General features: G+C 66.0%; 17 protein-coding genes. 7 read left to right on the top strand and 10 right to left on the bottom strand.

Features of this window, described 5'->3' with window-relative positions:
• Nucleotides 1–48 precede the first annotated feature (48 nt).
• From BJ6T_RS09220 to BJ6T_RS09195, 6 genes are all read right to left on the bottom strand, one after another.
• Nucleotides 49–693 carry a YoaK family protein gene (locus BJ6T_RS09220; RefSeq protein ID WP_014492046.1) on the bottom strand — a complete coding sequence of 215 codons (645 nt, stop codon included), beginning with the start codon at nt 691–693 and terminating at the stop codon, nt 49–51.
• Between the two features lie 66 nt (nt 694–759).
• Nucleotides 760–2,514 carry a SulP family inorganic anion transporter gene (locus BJ6T_RS09215; RefSeq protein WP_028169837.1) on the bottom strand — a complete coding sequence of 585 codons (1,755 nt, stop codon included), beginning with the start codon at nt 2,512–2,514 and terminating at the stop codon, nt 760–762.
• 96 nt (nt 2,515–2,610) lie between these two features.
• On the bottom strand, nt 2,611–2,883 hold the full coding sequence (locus BJ6T_RS09210; protein ID WP_014492044.1) for a helix-turn-helix domain-containing protein: 273 nt from the start codon (nt 2,881–2,883) through the stop codon (nt 2,611–2,613).
• A 258-nt stretch (nt 2,884–3,141) separates the two neighbouring features.
• The gene (locus BJ6T_RS09205; protein WP_014492043.1) at nt 3,142–5,190 is read right to left on the bottom strand and encodes an elongation factor G; all 2,049 of its coding nucleotides are present in this window, start codon (nt 5,188–5,190) and stop codon (nt 3,142–3,144) included.
• 153 nt (nt 5,191–5,343) lie between these two features.
• The gene (locus BJ6T_RS09200) at nt 5,344–5,826 is read right to left on the bottom strand and encodes a DUF992 domain-containing protein (RefSeq protein ID WP_014492042.1); all 483 of its coding nucleotides are present in this window, start codon (nt 5,824–5,826) and stop codon (nt 5,344–5,346) included.
• A gap of 171 nt (nt 5,827–5,997) precedes the next feature.
• The gene (locus BJ6T_RS09195) at nt 5,998–7,200 is read right to left on the bottom strand and encodes a pyridoxal phosphate-dependent aminotransferase (protein ID WP_014492041.1); all 1,203 of its coding nucleotides are present in this window, start codon (nt 7,198–7,200) and stop codon (nt 5,998–6,000) included.
• A 562-nt stretch (nt 7,201–7,762) separates the two neighbouring features.
• On the opposite strand from BJ6T_RS09195, the gene BJ6T_RS09190 reads away from it, so the two are divergent.
• The 6 genes from BJ6T_RS09190 to BJ6T_RS09175 all read left to right on the top strand — a co-directional run bounded on the left by BJ6T_RS09190 (nt 7,763) and on the right by BJ6T_RS09175 (nt 11,876).
• Nucleotides 7,763–8,413: a glutathione S-transferase family protein gene (locus BJ6T_RS09190; protein ID WP_014492040.1), complete on the top strand. Its 651-nt coding sequence runs from the start codon at nt 7,763–7,765 to the stop codon at nt 8,411–8,413.
• A 366-nt stretch (nt 8,414–8,779) separates the two neighbouring features.
• Nucleotides 8,780–8,956, top strand: coding sequence for a hypothetical protein (locus BJ6T_RS47030; RefSeq protein ID WP_014492039.1), 177 nt, complete (start codon nt 8,780–8,782; stop codon nt 8,954–8,956).
• A gap of 73 nt (nt 8,957–9,029) precedes the next feature.
• A complete protein-coding gene (locus tag BJ6T_RS45340; protein WP_014492038.1) occupies nt 9,030–9,188 on the top strand; it encodes a hypothetical protein in 159 nt (52 codons plus the stop codon).
• A gap of 128 nt (nt 9,189–9,316) precedes the next feature.
• Nucleotides 9,317–10,129: a PAS-domain containing protein gene (locus BJ6T_RS09185; RefSeq protein ID WP_014492037.1), complete on the top strand. Its 813-nt coding sequence runs from the start codon at nt 9,317–9,319 to the stop codon at nt 10,127–10,129.
• An 87-nt stretch (nt 10,130–10,216) separates the two neighbouring features.
• Complete coding sequence (locus tag BJ6T_RS09180; RefSeq protein WP_014492036.1) at nt 10,217–10,672, top strand: GNAT family N-acetyltransferase; 456 nt, start codon at nt 10,217–10,219, stop codon at nt 10,670–10,672.
• A 262-nt stretch (nt 10,673–10,934) separates the two neighbouring features.
• Nucleotides 10,935–11,876: an aldo/keto reductase gene (locus BJ6T_RS09175; protein ID WP_014492035.1), complete on the top strand. Its 942-nt coding sequence runs from the start codon at nt 10,935–10,937 to the stop codon at nt 11,874–11,876.
• Nucleotides 11,877–11,947: 71 nt separating this feature from the next.
• On the opposite strand, the gene hmuQ is transcribed toward BJ6T_RS09175, so the two are convergent.
• From hmuQ to BJ6T_RS09160, 3 genes are all read right to left on the bottom strand, one after another.
• Nucleotides 11,948–12,271, bottom strand: a complete 324-nt coding sequence (gene hmuQ, locus BJ6T_RS09170; RefSeq protein WP_014492034.1) for a heme-degrading protein HmuQ — start codon at nt 12,269–12,271, stop codon at nt 11,948–11,950.
• 145 nt (nt 12,272–12,416) lie between these two features.
• Entirely contained in the window at nt 12,417–13,634 is a 1,218-nt protein-coding gene (locus BJ6T_RS09165) for a DUF1501 domain-containing protein (protein ID WP_014492033.1), read from the bottom strand.
• A gap of 2 nt (nt 13,635–13,636) precedes the next feature.
• Entirely contained in the window at nt 13,637–15,193 is a 1,557-nt protein-coding gene (locus BJ6T_RS09160; RefSeq protein WP_014492032.1) for a DUF1800 domain-containing protein, read from the bottom strand.
• Nucleotides 15,194–15,307: 114 nt separating this feature from the next.
• Between BJ6T_RS09160 and BJ6T_RS48150 the strand changes: the two genes are divergently transcribed.
• The gene (locus BJ6T_RS48150) at nt 15,308–15,535 is read left to right on the top strand and encodes a cysteine-rich CWC family protein (RefSeq protein ID WP_014492031.1); all 228 of its coding nucleotides are present in this window, start codon (nt 15,308–15,310) and stop codon (nt 15,533–15,535) included.
• A 62-nt stretch (nt 15,536–15,597) separates the two neighbouring features.
• Here the strand turns inward: BJ6T_RS48150 and BJ6T_RS09155 are convergent, their stop codons facing one another.
• Nucleotides 15,598–16,296 (bottom strand): glutathione S-transferase family protein, encoded by a 699-nt coding sequence (locus tag BJ6T_RS09155; protein WP_014492030.1) that lies wholly within the window; start codon nt 16,294–16,296, stop codon nt 15,598–15,600.
• Between the last annotated feature and the right edge of the window lie 213 nt (nt 16,297–16,509).

Here is a 16,509-nt window from a genome sequence, read left to right as displayed (position 1 = left end):
CCCTCGGGTCGTGTTCGAGGCGATCCATTTCGCGTCCCGCCGGCTCTGTCAAGCGCGCGGCCGTCGCATCGCCGCAGCCACGATCGCAGCCAAAGCCAGCGCCGCGGCAGCGGCGAGCCAGATCGCGGCGAGGTTGATCCGGGCATAGCCGAGCGCCCCGCCCGCCGAACCCGCAACGAGCGCCGCCCACAACAGCAGGTTCGGCGCCCAATTCCAACGCGGCCCGCCGGTGAGGCTCACCGCGAGGAACTGGCCGACCTTGACCAGCGCGCCCGTGACATAGGTGAGGCCGAGGCCCGCGCCACCATCGATCTGGAACACGGCGTTCTCCAGGCCCATCGCGAGCACGATGGCCGCGATCGCGAGGTTCGACAGGCCGTAGGCATGGCAAAGTCCGGCCCCCGCAAGCAGCCCGGTTTCAATGAGAAGCAGCCAGGGCTGCCGCTCGGCCCCGCCGCCGAGCACGACGAGGCTGCCGGCCGCGGCACCGGCCACGAACAGCGCGATCAGGCCGAGGGCGCTGGCGACCTGCCACCATTGCGCTTCCGCAAGGCTGACGCCGAGACGCGTGGAGTTGCCGCTCATGAACGAGACGAACAGGCCGCCGAGATGCAGGAAGCCGATGCCGTCGACATAGCCCGCCAGCATGCTGAGCGCGCAGGCCAGCGCGATATTGCGACGCGAATCCAGCATTCCCTGCACCACCGCCGTGACATGGCAGTGTCGATCAAATCAGCCGGCTTGAGAAGTGCGCTGCCGTCAGATCGCGGCCGTGTCATCGGCCACGGACAGAGCCGCGCCGCCCTTGATGTCGGCGACCGCGCGCTCGATCGTCGTGCGATAGCGCGCGCGGGGCGGCGTCACGCCGTGGGTGAGCAGCGCGCGGCGAACCGCGGGCGACGCCCCCGTGATGAACAGCCGGATGCCCTGGCGGTGCGCCTTGGCGGCGAGGCGGCCGAGCACGTTGGCGGCCGTCGAATCCAGGAACGGCACCGCGGCGAAATCGACGACAAGACCCTTGCGTTGCTCGGCGATGCCGTCGAGCACGTTTCCGATGGCCGAGGCGGCACCGAAGAAGAACGCGCCGGTGATGCGATAGACCAGCACGTCGCGATCGATGGCGAGCGCGGGATCGTAAGGCACGCGCTCGCCATTGCCGTCATCGGGACGATCGGCGGCCACCAGCGGGGAGCGCTCCTCGATGCCCGTCATCTCCGCCATGCGGTGGATGAACAGCACCGCGCCGAGCGCAAAGCCGACCAGGATGCCTTCGGTCAGGTCGCGGAAGATGGTGAGCCCGAAGGTGGCGAGCAGCACGACGGCATCGCCCCAGGACGAGCGCAAGAGCGTCGCGAATTCGTGCTTCTCCGCCATGGTCCAGGCGACGACGACGAGCACGGCGGCGAGCGCGGCCAGCGGGATGTAGCTCGCGAGCGGCGCCGCGATCAGCATGAACAGCAGCAGGAAGACCGAGTGCAGCATGCCCGCGAGCGGCCCGCGCGCGCCGGCGCGGATGTTGGTGGCGGTGCGCGCGATCAGGCCGGTGACGCAGATGCCGCCGAACAGCGCCGAACCGATGTTGGCCGCGCCTTGCGCCACCAGCTCGCAATTGGAGCGGTGACGGCGACCGGTCATGCCGTCGGCCACCACCGCCGACAGCAGCGATTCGATCGCGGCCAGCAGCGCGAACGAGATCGCATCCGGCAGCACGGCCGTCGCCTTCGCAAGCGAGAACGCAGGCAGCACCGGCGACGGCAATTCGCGCGGAATGCCGCCGAACCGGCTGCCGATGGTTTCGATCGGCAGCGACAGCACGGCAGTCGCCACCGCGGCGAGCACGACTGCGATCAGGATGCCGGGCCAGGACGGCTGCCAGCGCCGCAGGCCGGCGATGACGGCAATGCTGACGATCGCGACCGCGACGGCAGAGGGATTGATCGTGTGCAAGCCTGCGGCGAGCGCAACGAGTTTCGGCACGAATTCGCTGGGCTCTTTCCCGGCCAGCGCGATCCCACCGAGATCGCGGAGCTGGCTGGCGAAGATGATCACGGCGATGCCCGCGGTGAAGCCGACCGTGACGGGGTAGGGAATGAACTTGATGTAGGTGCCGATCCGCAACAGGCCCGCGGCGATCAGGACCATGCCCGCCATCAGGGTGGCGAGGATGACTCCCTCGACGCCGTGCCGCTCCGCGGTGACCGCGACCAGCACGATGAAGGCGCCGGCGGGCCCGCCGATCTGGAAGCGACTGCCGCCGAGCAGCGACACGATGAAGCCGCCGACGACGGCGGTGTAGAGCCCGCGGTCCGGCGTCACGCCCGAGGCGATTGCGATCGCCATCGACAGCGGCAGCGCGACGATGGCAACCGTCAGGCCCGCGAACACATCGGCGCGGACATCCGCGAGGCCGTAGCCTTCGCGCCAGACGGTGACGAGCTTGGGGAGGTAGAGTTCGGCAAAGGTCGGTCGACGCAGCTGATGCAGCTTGCCTGCGTGTTCGCCTGTGATGCTCATTTCCGCAGAGTGCTCCGCTGCCCACAATGCTCCGGTGCATCGTGCAGTGCGCGCGTGCGACGATGCGCTAGCTCATCCCGAGCACGATCAACGCGATCATGCTCCCACGCGGCGCGGCGGTCCCGGCTCCTTCAGGCGAACGCCCCGCCCGCCGCTGTCGCTGCGGGCCTGCTCGCCGATCAGCTCGACGCCGGCCCGGTCGAACGCCTCGACCACCTTGATCAAGGTCTCGACCACGCCGCGCACATTGCCGGTGCTGGCCTCCATCCGCTGGATGGTCGGCAGCGAAACGCCGGCGAGCTCGGCCAGGGCTTTCTGGTCAATGCCAAGCAGCGCGCGGGCTGCCCGCATCTGGAACGACGTGATCACCGTGGCCTCACGTATCAGATCTTATAAGTGATATCTGGAGCATGCACAATGATGTAAAATACATCATCTCCAAGCAAACGCAAGCGCCTCCTCCGTCATTGCGAGCGCAGCGAAGCAATCCAGAATCCCTCCGCGGAAAGACTCTGGATTGCTTCGCTACGCTCGCAATGACGCGTGGAAAGAGCGCGGCCTTGCTTCTCCTCTCCCGCAAGGGCGAGGAGAGGAGAAAGCAGTGCACTCCTTACCGCACGAACCCGATCACGCCGCGTGCTGATGCGCGGCGATGATCTGGTCGGCGGCGCGGCCGGTCACCTCGGCCATGTGGTCGAACTGACGGGTGAAGCTGCCGGCTCCAGCCGTGGCCGAACGCAGCTCGACGATGAGCTCGCCGATCTCCGCCTCCGGCATCATGGCGCGGACGCAGTCCCATCCGCTCCAGCCGTCCCGGGTGTCGAAGCCGAGGATCTGGCCGCGCCGTGCCGACAGGATCGCGTTGATCTTGGCGGTGGCGTCGGTCGGGCAGACGATCTCGACCACGTGAATCGGCTCCAGCAGGACCGACTGGCATTGCGGCAGGCCTTCATTAAGTCCGACCCGCGCCGCCGTGCGGAAGGCGAGGTCGGAGGAGTCGACGCTGTGATAGGAGCCGTCGGTGAGCGTCACCTGCACATCGGTGACGGGGAAACCGAGCGGGCCGCGCGTCAGTCCGTCGACGACGCCCTCTTCCACCGCGCCGATATAGTTGCGCGGCACCGCGCCGCCCACGACCTTTTCGGCGAACTTGAACCCCTCGCCGCGCGGCAGCGGCTTGATGTCGAGCACGACGTCGCCGAACTGCCCGTGGCCACCGGACTGCTTCTTGTGCCGGCCGCGCTGGACGATCGGCTTGCGGATGGTCTCCTGGTAGCCGATCGCGGGTGGATGCGAGGTGATCTTGACGCCGAAGCGGTCGCGCAGCCGCTCGCTCGCAACGCGCAGATGCATCTCGCCCTGCCCCCACAGCACGGTGTCGTGGGTCTGGGCGTTCATCACAATGCCGAGCGAAGGATCCTCCTCGTGCAGCCGGGCAAGGGCCTGGCCGAGCTTGACGTCGTCCTTGCGGTCGGTGGCGGCGACCGAGATCGCGAGCACCGGCGGCGTCGGCTCCGGGGCGAACAGCGCGGCCGGCGGGGACTTGCCGCTCGAGACCGTGTCGCCCGTCTTGATCGGGTCGACCTTGGCGAGCGCAACCGTGTCGCCGGCATCGGCCGCGGCACGCTTGGTATCGTAGGCGCCGTTGACGGCGAGGATGCCTGAGATGCGGCCGCTCCCGCCGGAGGCGGATTGCAGCGTGGCTCCGTCGTCGAGATGGCCGGCGAGCAATCGCGTCAGCGACAGCTTTCCACCATGCTGCGAATGCAGCGTCTTGAAGACGTAGCCGAGCGCCTCCTTGCCGGCCGGCACGCCGAGACGCCTTGCAGTCTCCTCGATGCCGGGCGCCTCGTGGCGCAGGGCCTTCATCAGGCGCAGCACGCCGTTTTCGCGCGCGGCGGCACCCAGCAGCACGGGGCAGATCTGCCCCTCGCGCAATTCGCGGGCGAGATCGTCGAACACCGCATCGCGCGGCGGCTGGATGTCCTCGAGCAGTTGCTCCATCAGCGCGTCGTCGTGATCGGCGAGCTTCTCCAGCATCGAGAAGCGGGCCTCCTTCTCGCGATCGAGATCTCCGCCTTCGAGCGCGACCACCTCGGAGGCCTTGTGCTCGCGGTAGATGAACGCACGTTCCAGCGCGAGATCGACGAAGCCCTCGATCAGCTCGCCCTTCCAGATCGGGATCTGGCGCAGCACCAACGGCACGCGCGAGGCGGGCTGCAGTGTCGCCAGCGTCTCGCGGATGCGCTTGTTGGCGCGGTCGATCTTGTTGAGGAACAGGAAACGCGGGATCTTCAGCTCCTCCAGCTCGCGCAGGATGATCTGAAGCTGCGGCAGCTTCTTCTCGTCGGCCTCGCAGACCACGACCGCGGCGTCGACAGCGGGAAGCGCTGCGCGCATGTCGTGGGCGAACTCAACGGAACCGGGACAATCGAGGAAGGTGTAGCTGTCGCCCATGAAACTCGTGGTGGCGGCAGTCAGGCCGACGGTCATCTTGTGATGACGGGCCTCCGCAGAGGCGTCGCCGACGGATGTTCCGGCGTCAACGCTGCCGGCACGGGGGATTGCGCCCGTTCGCGCCAGTATTGCTTCGAGAAGTGTGGTTTTACCGCTTTGGAATGGGCCCACCAGCGCGATGCACCGTGGACCTCGGGGACTTCTGACGTCTTGTCCCATTCGCCGCCTCCTTGGTGTGGAGCTCGGCCCATGATTGGGTCGGCAAACGCCGATGCTCTGCCCGTCCCCGAGATTTGGCAAGCATCAAAAATCGCTGCGGTGCGTCGTTGCCGAAATCGCGTCGGACCGACGCGATCTGCACACGCGAAATTGTCAACGACCCGGACGGAGTTCCAGGCTCTCGAGGCCGGCGGCGACGTTGAGGCCGACCTGGCCCTGCACGCTGAGCGGCTGGAGCGCGATCGAATTGTTGGAGCCACCGACCAGCGCGTTGCCGCCGACACCGACCCCGACCGAGGCACTGCCCTGCGCGCCGGCATAATTGCCGGAGAGATCGCCGGGGCCGAGCCGATCGACCGGCGCGAACACGCCCCAGGCAAGCGTGGTCTCCTGGGTGATGCCGATGTCGAGGCCCACTTTGCGGATGGTCGCGACGTAGCGATCCTCCGGCAAACCGTCGGCACGCAGGACACAGCCGAGATTGGTCACCGATCCCACGATGAAGCCGACGCTGGCGCCGCCGCGGCATTCGAGCACGCCGACCCGAACCATCCGCTGCTGCTGAGCACCGCTGTTTGCAACGGAGGCAACGAGGCTGGCCGCGGCGAGCCCGGCGAGGATGAACGAACGGCGCATGAAAGTCTCCGGCGATGAATGTGATGCGAGCAGAGAGGCGCGCCTGCAAGCGAGGCGCGACGTTCTATGCCACAACAGCCGTGGTGGTGCCAGATCACGCGTGACGATAAGCGTGCAAACACTAAAAGGCCCGCCGGAGGCGGGCCTTTTCGTTAGGTATTTGCGACAGGCTCAGCGGAGATTGCCGCAGAAGCGCTGGATGCGCTTGCAGGCGTCTTCGAGGTCCGAGGTCTTGGTCGCGTAGGAGATGCGGAACGCCGGGCCGAGGCCGAAGGCCGAACCCTGCACCACGGCGACGCCTTCGGTCTCCAGCAACTCGGTCACGAAGGTCTCGTCATTGTCGATCACCTTGCCCGACGGCGCGGTCTTGCCGATGGTGCCGGCGCAGGAGGGATAGACGTAGAACGCGCCTTCCGGACGCGGGCACTCGATGCCCTTGGCCTGGTTGAGCATGGAGACCACGAGATCGCGGCGCTCCTTGAACACCTTGTTGTTGGCGGGGATGAAGTCCTGCGGACCGTTCAGCGCTTCCACCGCGGCCCATTGTGCAATCGACGACGGGTTCGAGGTCGACTGCGACTGGATCGTCGACATCGCCTTGATGAGCTGCGCCGGACCGCCGGCGTAGCCGATGCGCCAGCCGGTCATGCAATAGGCTTTCGACACGCCGTTCACGGTGAGCGTGCGGTCGTAGAGTTTCGGCTCGACCTGCGCGACCGTGGTGAACTGGAAGTCGTCATAGACGAGGTGCTCGTACATGTCGTCGGTCATCACCCAGACATGCGGATGCCTGACCAGCACGTCGGTGAGCGCCTTCAGCTCGGTCCTGGTGTAGGCCGCACCGGTCGGGTTCGACGGCGAGCACAGGATCACCCATTTGGTCTTCGGCGTGATCGCACGCTCGAGCGCCTCAGCCTGGAGCTTGAAGCCGGTCGCGGCGGTGCAGACCACCGGCACCGGCTCGCCGCCGGCGAGCGCCACCATCTCGGGATAGCTGACCCAGTACGGCGCGGGGATGATCACCTCGTCGCCCGGATTGATGGTCGCCATCAGCGCGTTGTACAGCACCTGCTTGCCGCCGGTGCCGACGATGATCTGGTTCGGCTTGTAGGTCACGCCGTTCTCGCGCTGAAACTTGCCGATGATGGCTTCCTTCAGCTCGGGAATGCCGTCGACGGCGGTGTACTTGGTCTTGCCGGCTTCGATGGCATGGATCGCAGCCAGCTTGATGTTGGCGGGCGTGTCGAAGTCGGGCTCGCCGGCACCGAGGCCGATGACGTTGCGGCCCGCCGCTTTCAGCGCACGTGCTTTATCCGTGACCGCGATGGTCGCGGACGGCTTCACACGGTCGAGCGCAGCGGCAAGGAAGGACATCGTCATCTCCTGACAAGCGTCGTGAGCCCTTTGGCCTCACGACTCCGATTGTGGGAATAAGCCACCCTAAAACGTGCGCCGCTGCGCCGCAAGAAACTTCGGCCCGATCTCGAAAAAGTTTACGGATCTGGAGCGCTTCCAGGCGCGTTTTCCCGCAATTTTCCGTAACTTTCCCGCCGGAATCCCTCATATCCGGCAAGGCCTGTCCTCGGAGCAATTTTGCGCTTTGCGTGCCGCCATGAAGCTGACGGCAGTCTGACGCTCGACAGGACATTTGAGACAACCTTTGAGCGACTTGCTTTGAAAGATTTTGGCCCGTCAGCGGCCGAGGCGATCACGATCGTTCAACCGTCCCGCACGAACGCGCGGCCGCGCGCTAACGCAAGCGTGATCTGATTTGCAGCGTCGCACGAAAATGATCTTTCGCGGCATTGCAGTGCGGTAGGGTTTTCGAGTTTTTCTATGGCGCGGGTCTTGCGGCGGATTCGCAACGGCATCATTGTTTAGCCGCGATGCGGGACAACGAACATCGCGCCTTCCCGTCCTCGGAACGAACTCCAGAATGTACAAGCTCTATTCGATGCAACGCTCCGGCAACAGCTACAAGGTCCGCCTTGCGCTGGCCCTGTTGAACGTGCCTTACGAAGCGGTCGAGGTGGACATTCTGCGCGGCGAGAGTCGCACGCCGGACTTTCTGACCAAGAACCCGTCGGGGCAGGTGCCGCTGCTCGAGGTCGGCGACGACCGCTATCTCGCCGAGTCCAACGCCATCCTCTGGTACGTCGCGGTCGGCACGCCGCTTGCGCCCGAGAACCGCATCGACCGCGCCGAGGCGCTGCAATGGATGTTCTTCGAACAGCACGCGCTCGAGCCGAACATCGGCGCTGCCTATTTCTGGCTGTCGCTGGTCAAGGGCGGCCGCGATCTCCAGACCCACTCCCTGGAAGACTGGATGGAGCGCGGCTATGGCGCGCTCCAGGTGATGGAGAACCATCTCAAGACCAATTCCTATTTCGCCGCCCGCCAGCTCACGGTCGCCGACATCGCGCTGTACGGCTATACCCACCTCGCCGAGCGCTGCGACTTCGACCTCTCGACCTTCCCGGCGATCCGGGACTGGCTGAAGCGCGTGGAGGCTGCACCCGGCTTCGTGGCGATGGACTGGCGGCCGACCGACGTCGACGACCCCGCCAGCATCGCGGCGGGCGCCTGAGAAGGTGCCCTCCCTCTCCCGCTTGCGGGAGAGGGTTGGGGAGAGGGTTTTTCCGCATTGGGACACTCCCCGTGCGGAGAGAACCCCCACCCGGCGCTTTGCCATAGCCGAGGCTTCGCCTCGGCGTCTCTTAAGAGACGGCCGCCGAAGGCGGCCTGCGCCTCCCCCCCCAAGCGGGAGAGGTGCACCGAGTTCGCGGCTCGACTGATCCACAACCCTCAAATCGTTAAGAAATAGCGGGCATATCGTTAACCCATGCCACATTCTCGCCATTTTCGACGCTATCGCCGCCCCAATATTGCCGGTTGAAACAGGGAAATTGTTCGAGTCGCGGGTGATTCGCTCGCACGTTGAAGGATTTAGACCATGATTCGGGCGTCCGGCACGGCAGGCTTTCGAGGCCCAACCGTTACCGTTTCGTCTTCCCGGCTGACCAACGCGGTCGTGGCCTCGCTCGCCGTCGCCGCGCTCTCGCTGTGCCTGATCGTCACCCTGACTGTGCTGTCGACCAAGGCGACCATGGCGATGGGCCTGCCGGTCTGATCCCCGTTTCATCCCGGACCCGCCTTCAAGGTGCCACGCGGCCCGCGCCGACCGGCATCGCGACAGGACACCGATGAAATCGCCTGTGGTAGTCGTTGCAATCACCCTGACCGCGGCCATCCTGGTCGCGGCATCGCTGTTGATTTTCACCGGCATGCGCAAGAGCTCCGGGACATCGACACTGAATGCGCCGGCGCAGCAGCAGCGCCTCAGGCACGCGCATTTGGCCTAAAATCATCCGAAAGCTTTGCCCTTGCCGGCAAGTGCTCCTTAAGCGCATCGCATGAAATCGCATCGTATGGGCGCAACGATCGGCCAGTGTTGCGGTCTTACCTCGTTCGGGAGGAGCGAGACTGGCCCATGCGGTTCGGATGGCGTGCGATCTCCGGTCCGACGCTGACAGCGGCAATTGCGCTGCTGGCGATCCTGCTCGATCGCCATATCCATGTTCCCTCGCCTGCGCCGCTGTTCGTCTGCATCGTGGCGCTCGCCGGCTCGCTGTCGGGTCTCGCTTCCGCCATGACCAGCGCTGCCGTCGCGGTGATCGGCGCGGCGTTGTTCTTTCTGGCCCATCGGGCCCAGCCGGGCTATGCGGCGGCGGATCTGGTCCGGCTCGGCCTCCTCGCCGTGACGACTGCCGGCACGGCCGCAATCACCGGCCTGATGCGCGAGCGGCTGCTCGGCACATTCGCCGCCGAGCGCCAGAGCCACGCCACCGCCGCGCGGCTGTCGGCCGCGCTCGACCAGTTCGATATCGGCATCGTGCTGCTCGACGCCGAGACGCGTGCCGAATTCATCAACCGCGCATTTCGCGACTATTTTGCGCTGCCGGACGAAGTGGCCGACGGCAAGCCGCCCTTCATTGCGCTGATGTATCACGGCCGCGACACCGGCGCGTTCGAGCTGCCCGAGGACGAGCTCGGCACCTTCATCGCGCAGCGGATGGAAATGGTGCGGATCGGCGACGCCACGCCGATCAACATCGCCTTGCGCAATGGCGAGGTACTGCGCTTCGTCTGCGCCGTCCTGCCCGATGGCGGGCGCATGCTGAGCTACACGCCCGTGACCGACCTCGTGCGCCACACCGACCCGCCCGCGCGCGCCGAGTACTACCGCTCGCTACGCGATCCCGCGGGCCGCAGGCTGATGCGGTACTTGCGCGTCGCGGAGTGATGCGACGGCGCGATTGATCGGCAGTGCGATCATCACGTATGAAGGACGCTTCACCGCCTTGCGTCCTCCGAGATCGCGGAAACCCACATGTCGCTCACCATTCGCTCCGTAACGAAACAGGACTACGATCAATGGCTGCCGTTGTGGGATGGCTATAACGCTTTCTACGGCCGCTCCGGCCCGACCGCGCTGGCGCCCGAAATCACGCGGATGACGTGGCAGCGCTTCTTCGATGGCTATGAGCCGGTGCATGGGCTGGTCGCCGAGAGCGACGGCAAGCTGCTCGGCATGACGAACTATCTGTTTCACCGCAGCACCACGGCGATCGAGCCGTCCTGCTATCTGCAGGACCTGTTCACGCTGGAGGCCTCGCGCGGCAAGGGCGTCGCCTCAGCGCTGATCTACGGCGTCTACGAGCGCGCAAAGCTCGCAGGGTCCCCGCGGGTCTACTGGCAGACGCACGAGACCAACGTCACGGCGCAGAGCCTGTACGACAAGGTCGCCGAGCGCTCCGGCTTCATCGTCTATCGCAAGATCTTCTGATCGCGGCGGCCTCAGCGCCCCTGTGGATAACTCTGCCTGTCACCCGCGCGTAACATAGCGGGACTACGCTGCGCCTGCGTCTGATCAGGCCCCCCGTCACCGATCAAGCGCCCCAAAGCGGTCCCCGTCAGTCGCCGCGTCTGACAGGGGCCGCATTTTTTTGCGCTCAGCTCCCGACAGCATGGCTGCACCGCAGGCGGGCTTCTTGCCGCTAGCGCGCGCCGCGGTCACAATGAGCTGCTCTCTCCTGACAGGAATTCCCATGGAAATTCGTAATCTTGGCGCCTCCGGCCTGCGCGTGTCCGCGGTTGGGCTCGGCTGCAACAATTTCGGCCAGCGCATCGACCTCGAGGCCTCGCGCAAGGTGATCCATCGCGCGCTCGATCTCGGCATCACGCTGTTCGACACCGCCGACATCTATTCGAACATGGGCGGCTCGGAAAACGTGCTCGGCGCCGTGCTGGGCGATCGCCGCAAGGACATCGTGCTGGCAACGAAATACTCCAAGCCGATGGCGGAGGACGGAACCAAGCAGGGCGCCTCGCGCCGCTACATCATGGAGGCCGTGGACGCGAGCCTGAAGCGGCTGAAGACCGATTACATCGATCTCTACCAGCAGCACGATTACGACCCGCTGACACCGATCGAGGAGAGTCTTCGCGCGCTCGACGATCTCGTCCGCCAGGGCAAGGTCCGCTACATCGGCAATTCGAACTTTCCGGCGTGGCGGATCGCTGAAGCGGAGTATGTCGCACGCGCGATGAATGTCAGCCGCTTCGTCTCCTGCCAGGACGAATATTCCCTGGTCGTGCGCGACATCGAGAAGGACCTGTTGCCGGCAGCGCAGGAATACAAGCTCGGCCTGTTGCCGTTCTTCCCGCTCGCAAGCGGACTTCTGACCGGTAAATACAAAAAGGGTGAGGCCGCGCCCGGCGACACCCGCTTTGGCCAAACTCCGCGACTGCGCGACCGCTACGTCACCCCGCGCAACGAGGCGATCGTCGAGAAGCTGCAGGCCTTTGCGCAAGCGCGCGGACACTCGATGCTCGAGCTCGCTTTCTCCTGGCTCGCCGGCCGGCCGCAGGTCTCGAGCGTCATCGCGGGCGCCACCCGCGTCGAGCAGATCGAGCAGAATGTCAAGGCGATCGCGTGGAAGCTCAGCGCCGATGAGACGACGGAGATCGACAAGATCACCCAAGACTAGAGCATGGTCCGGAAAAGTGTGAAGCGGTTTTCCGGAAAGATCATGCTCAAACAATAAGCTGGCGCGGCGCGTTACTTCGCGCCGCGTCCCACCGTCTGCATCACCTCGAAGCCTTCGAACTGGGGATGGCCGAGATAGAGCGGCTTGTTATCGCCGGCGCGCTGATGCGCCGCGCGAAACGCCTCCGACTTGGTCCACGCCTCGAACGCGGCGTGGTTCGCCCAGATCGTGTGCGAGGCATAGAGCGTGTGGTCCTCGAGCTCGGGGCCGCGCAGCAGATGAAACTCGACAAAGCCGGGCACCCCGTCGAGAAACGTGTCGCGCTTCAGCCAGACCTGTTCGAAGGCGGCCTCGGAGCCCTTGGCGACGCGGAAGCGGTTCATGGCGATGTACATGCGGGTGATCTCCTGATGCTCGGCTCATCATGTCGTCATTCCGGGGCGCGCCGCAAGGCGCAGGCCCGGAATCCATAACCCCGATCGGGAGCATGGATTCCGGGCTCGCGCCAAGAGGCGCGCCCCGGAATGACGGCGTGGTTTGTTATGCTATCAGCCCCTTCAATGGCCGCGCTGCGGCGCTGTCCGGGAACACCGTCTCCGCCAGCACGCGATCGGACAGGCCGAACTGTCCCTGCAGCACGCCCTTGATGACCGAGCGAAGGTCCGTGGTCGGCTTGAGGTCGCGGCCTTCGTGGAGATTCGCGAGCTTGAGGCCGGGCCAGTCGGAGATGACGCGACCGCCTTTCACCGCGCCACCGGCGAGCAGCGCGATCGTTCCCGTGCCGTGATCGGTGCCGTCGGTGCCGTTGATGCGCGCGGTGCGGCCGAACTCGGTGGCGACGACGATCGCGGTGTCGCGCCAGCGCTCGCCGAGGCCGCTTTCGAACTCGGCGAGCGCGCCATCGAGGCCGCCGAGCAGGAAGGCCAGACGCCCGACCGGACCGCCTTCATTGGCATGCGTATCCCAGCCGTCGAAAGCGAGCGCGGCGATGCGCGGGCCGTCGTCGGCCGCCATCAGCTTTGCGGCGCCGCGCGCGACCTGGCGCATCTGCGCAACCTGATTGCCACCCTTCGGCTTCATGTCGTCGCCGCTCGCGACCTTGTCGAGCTGGAGACCTTGCGACAGCGCGGAGGCCAGCGCGGGATCGCGGTGGCGATAGAGATCGACCAGCCGCATCGCGGTATCGTCATCGGCCTGCGGCAGCGCCACCGGCGCCCAGCCGACGGTTGGCGCATTGCCGCGCAAGACCAGCGGCGTGGTCGGACCGACCGCGAGCCCGCTCGACACACGCTCGCCGCGCGGCAGCGCTTCGAGCGCGCGATTGAGCCAGCCGGATTGCACGCGGCCGGGGCCGGCATAGCCGCTTTCGAGCACGTCCTGGCCATCGAAATGCGAGCGGTCGCGATAGGGCGTTGCAACGGCATGGATCACCGCGGCATGCATGTCGCGATACATGCGCGCGAATTCCGGCATCGCCGGATGCAGCGCGAAGAAAGTATCGAGCATGATGGCCGGATGCGCGCCGTCGGAGGCAAGCGCGATCGAGCCGTGCAGGCCGGCATAATCGGGGTCACCGAGCGGCGCGACGGTCGAGAGCCCGTCGAGCGCGCCGCGCAGGATCACCACGATCAATCGCGGATCGCGCCTGCCGGCCGCGCGCGCGAACTTCGGCAAATAGGCCCAGGCCGCGAAGGACGCGCCGCCGAGCAGGAGGCCGCGGCGCGAGGTGAGGAGCCGGTTCTCGACGCAGTCGATCATCATCATCTCCTCTGCATTTCCGGCGACATCAGCAGCAGCGCAAGCGCCTGCTGCCGAGACTCCGCGCGCTCGATGGTTTTACGCGTCTCGATCGAGGCCGCATCCGCAGCCGCGAACTCCAGCAGGTCGAGCGGATCGATGTTGTTGCCGAGCCGGGCGCCCATTTGCGCCGCGATGTCGAGCCGGAGCTTGATGCCTTCGGGTGCCGCCCAGGCCGCGCTGGTATCCGGAAAACCGTTCGGCCCGGCCGGCGACCACAGCGGCTGGCCGAGCAGGTTCAGATTGTTGAGATAGCCGCCGGGATCCTCTGGCACGCGCGCGAGCAGCCGGCCACTCGCGACCACGAAGTCGTAGGGCGAGCGCATCTTGGTCAATGGCGCCTTCCAAGCTTCGTCGGAATCGACCAGCGCAACAGCCATCGCCTTGAGATCGCCGTCGGTCTTGACGAAGATGTCGCGCAACCGTGCCACAAGCGCCGGCGGCGGATCGTCGGCAACGAAATGGCGGACGAATTTGGTGGCGATGAAATTGGCGGTCGAGGGATGCCGCGCGATGTCGGCGAGTGCGGCCTCGCCCTGCGCAAGGCCGGTCGGCCCGTAGGACTTGCCGAGCAGCATCTGCGGCCCGGGCTGATGCGCATTGGCGTTGAACACGAAGGAGCCGGGCGTTCCCAGCTGTCCCTGCCGTCCGGCAAAGGTCCAGCCGGTGATGATGCGCGCGAGCGAGGTGACGTCGTCCTGCGTGTAGCCGCCGCCGACGCCGAGCGTATGCAGCTCCATGATCTCGCGCGCGAGATTTTCGTTCAGCCCGCGCTTGCGGTTTTGCCCGGCGCGCGAGTCCGGCCCGAGCGATTGCTGGTTGTCGAGGAAGAACAGCATCGCCGGATGCTGCTCGACCGCCCTCAGCATGTCGGCGAAACGCCCGAGCACATGCGGCCGGATCGCCTCGCGCTCGAAGGCGCCGGCCCAGATCCGCGCCAGTTCGCCCTTGCTGGCTGAGATGCAGAAATGGTTGGACCAGAACACCACGAGCCGCTCGGTGAAGCCGCACTCGACCAGCGTCGCGCGTTGCAAGCGCGCCAGCGCCTCGGCGCGAAAGGTTTTCTGGATCACGTTGAGCGGCTGCGGCGCGGGCTTGGCGGCCGGAGGCGCGGCAGCGTTGGGCTGCATCGTATCCGGCTTCGCCGAATTATCGACGGGCTTGGTCTCGGCCATCTGGCCGGCGATCTCGGTCGCGACCGCGTTCAGCGAGAGATTGCGGCGCAGCCCCGGCTTCTGATCGGCCGGTGCCTGCTGCGCTCCTTCAGCGGGCGCAGCGGCCTTCGCGGCCTCGCGCGCCTGCTTGACCTGGTCCTGATAGGCGAACACGGCCTGCCCGAGTTGCGGCGTCGATTGCAGCCCCGGCGCCTCCAGCAGCACGCCGTTGGGGCGCGCGAGTTCCGCCTTCACGAAGCCGCGCGGATCGGATGCCGCGTTGATGAGATCGCCGGACGCCCCGCCGCGCGCTCCGAAACCGAAGCGGTTGAGCGCGACGAGGGCAGCTTGCGAATCGCGGGCCATCGATGTGTCCTTCGCGCGTTGCCAACCGCTTTCCGAGTCTGAGCGCAGCGCCTAATATACCGTGGCGGGAGATGAACCCGGCATGAAAATGACGGCGAAGCCTTTGGGCAAACCATGACAAATCCGAAAGAATTTCCCTTCGAATTTCCCTTGCCGGAACCGCGCCGCCTCGCCTGCTCACGTTGCGGCACCGAATTCGGCTGCGATCTCTCGGGAAACTGCTGGTGCGCGGAGGAAACGGCGCGGCTGCCGATGCCGGTCAAGGGCGAGGATTGTTTGTGCCGGGAGTGTTTGCGGCAACTGGCAGCGGAGGCGCGTAGCCCGGATGGAGCGCAAGCGTAATCCGGAATTCGTTCCGCAGGCGCCGGCCCCGGATAGCGCTGCACTCCATCCGGGCTACGAAGCTAGACTGGATGCCCCGGCGACTTACGCGCCATGCCGTCGAACGCGTCGAGCAGGTTCTCGCGCCACGCGTAGACGGGATCATCGCTCTCCAGCAGCTTGAACGGGCTCGTCACGCGGGCCCACTGAAAGCCGCCGAACACGATGTAGTCGGCGTAGTTCGGCGCGCTGCCGCCGATGAAGGGCTGCCTCTTCAGGGCCCGCCGCATCACCTCGAGCGATTTGCGGAACGCGACCACGCCGGTGCCGCGGCTCGCCATCACGTCTTCCAGCGTTTTGCCGCCGAAACGCGCCTCGCGGGACTGGCGGAAATAGGTGGCATCGACCTCCGCGAGGTTCTTGGGGATGTCGGCGATGATCAGCGGAAAGATGCCGCCGACGATGGCGATGTCGCCCCAGGCATTGAGCATGCGCGCCATGGCGCGGCCGCCCTCGCCGCCGAACAGCGACGGCTGGTCCGGAAAATTGTCTTCGAGATAGTTCGCGATCGCCCAGGAATCGATCACGGGCTTGTCATGATGCAGGAGCACCGGGACCTTCTCCGAGCCGTGCGGCGAAATCGCGCTCTTCTCGGTGAAGCGCCAGGGCAGCGATTCCACCGACAGGCCCTTGTGCGCCAGCGCCATTCGCGTGCGCCAGCAATACGGGCTGAACGGGCGCGCGGCATCGGTACCGACGAGTTCGAAGAGCTTGAGCGACATGGCTGGTGTTCCATTCTTGCGAGCGCAGCGGAGCAATCCAGACTACCGCCGCGGAGACATTCTGGATTGCTTCGCCGGCGCTCGCAATGACGATGTGGTGAGAGATGCGCACTACAAATTTCGCTGTCATGCCCCGCGCTGGCGGGGCATCCAGTACACCGCGGCGGTCGTGAGACACATGACGGCTGGTGTATACTGGATCATCCGCCTTCG

The sequence above is a fragment of the Bradyrhizobium japonicum USDA 6 genome (genome assembly GCF_000284375.1).
In the GTDB taxonomy this organism is placed as follows: domain Bacteria; phylum Pseudomonadota; class Alphaproteobacteria; order Rhizobiales; family Xanthobacteraceae; genus Bradyrhizobium; species Bradyrhizobium japonicum.
Note: the sequence above shows the minus strand (reverse complement) of the source record. Positions and strands in the feature narration are given on the sequence as shown.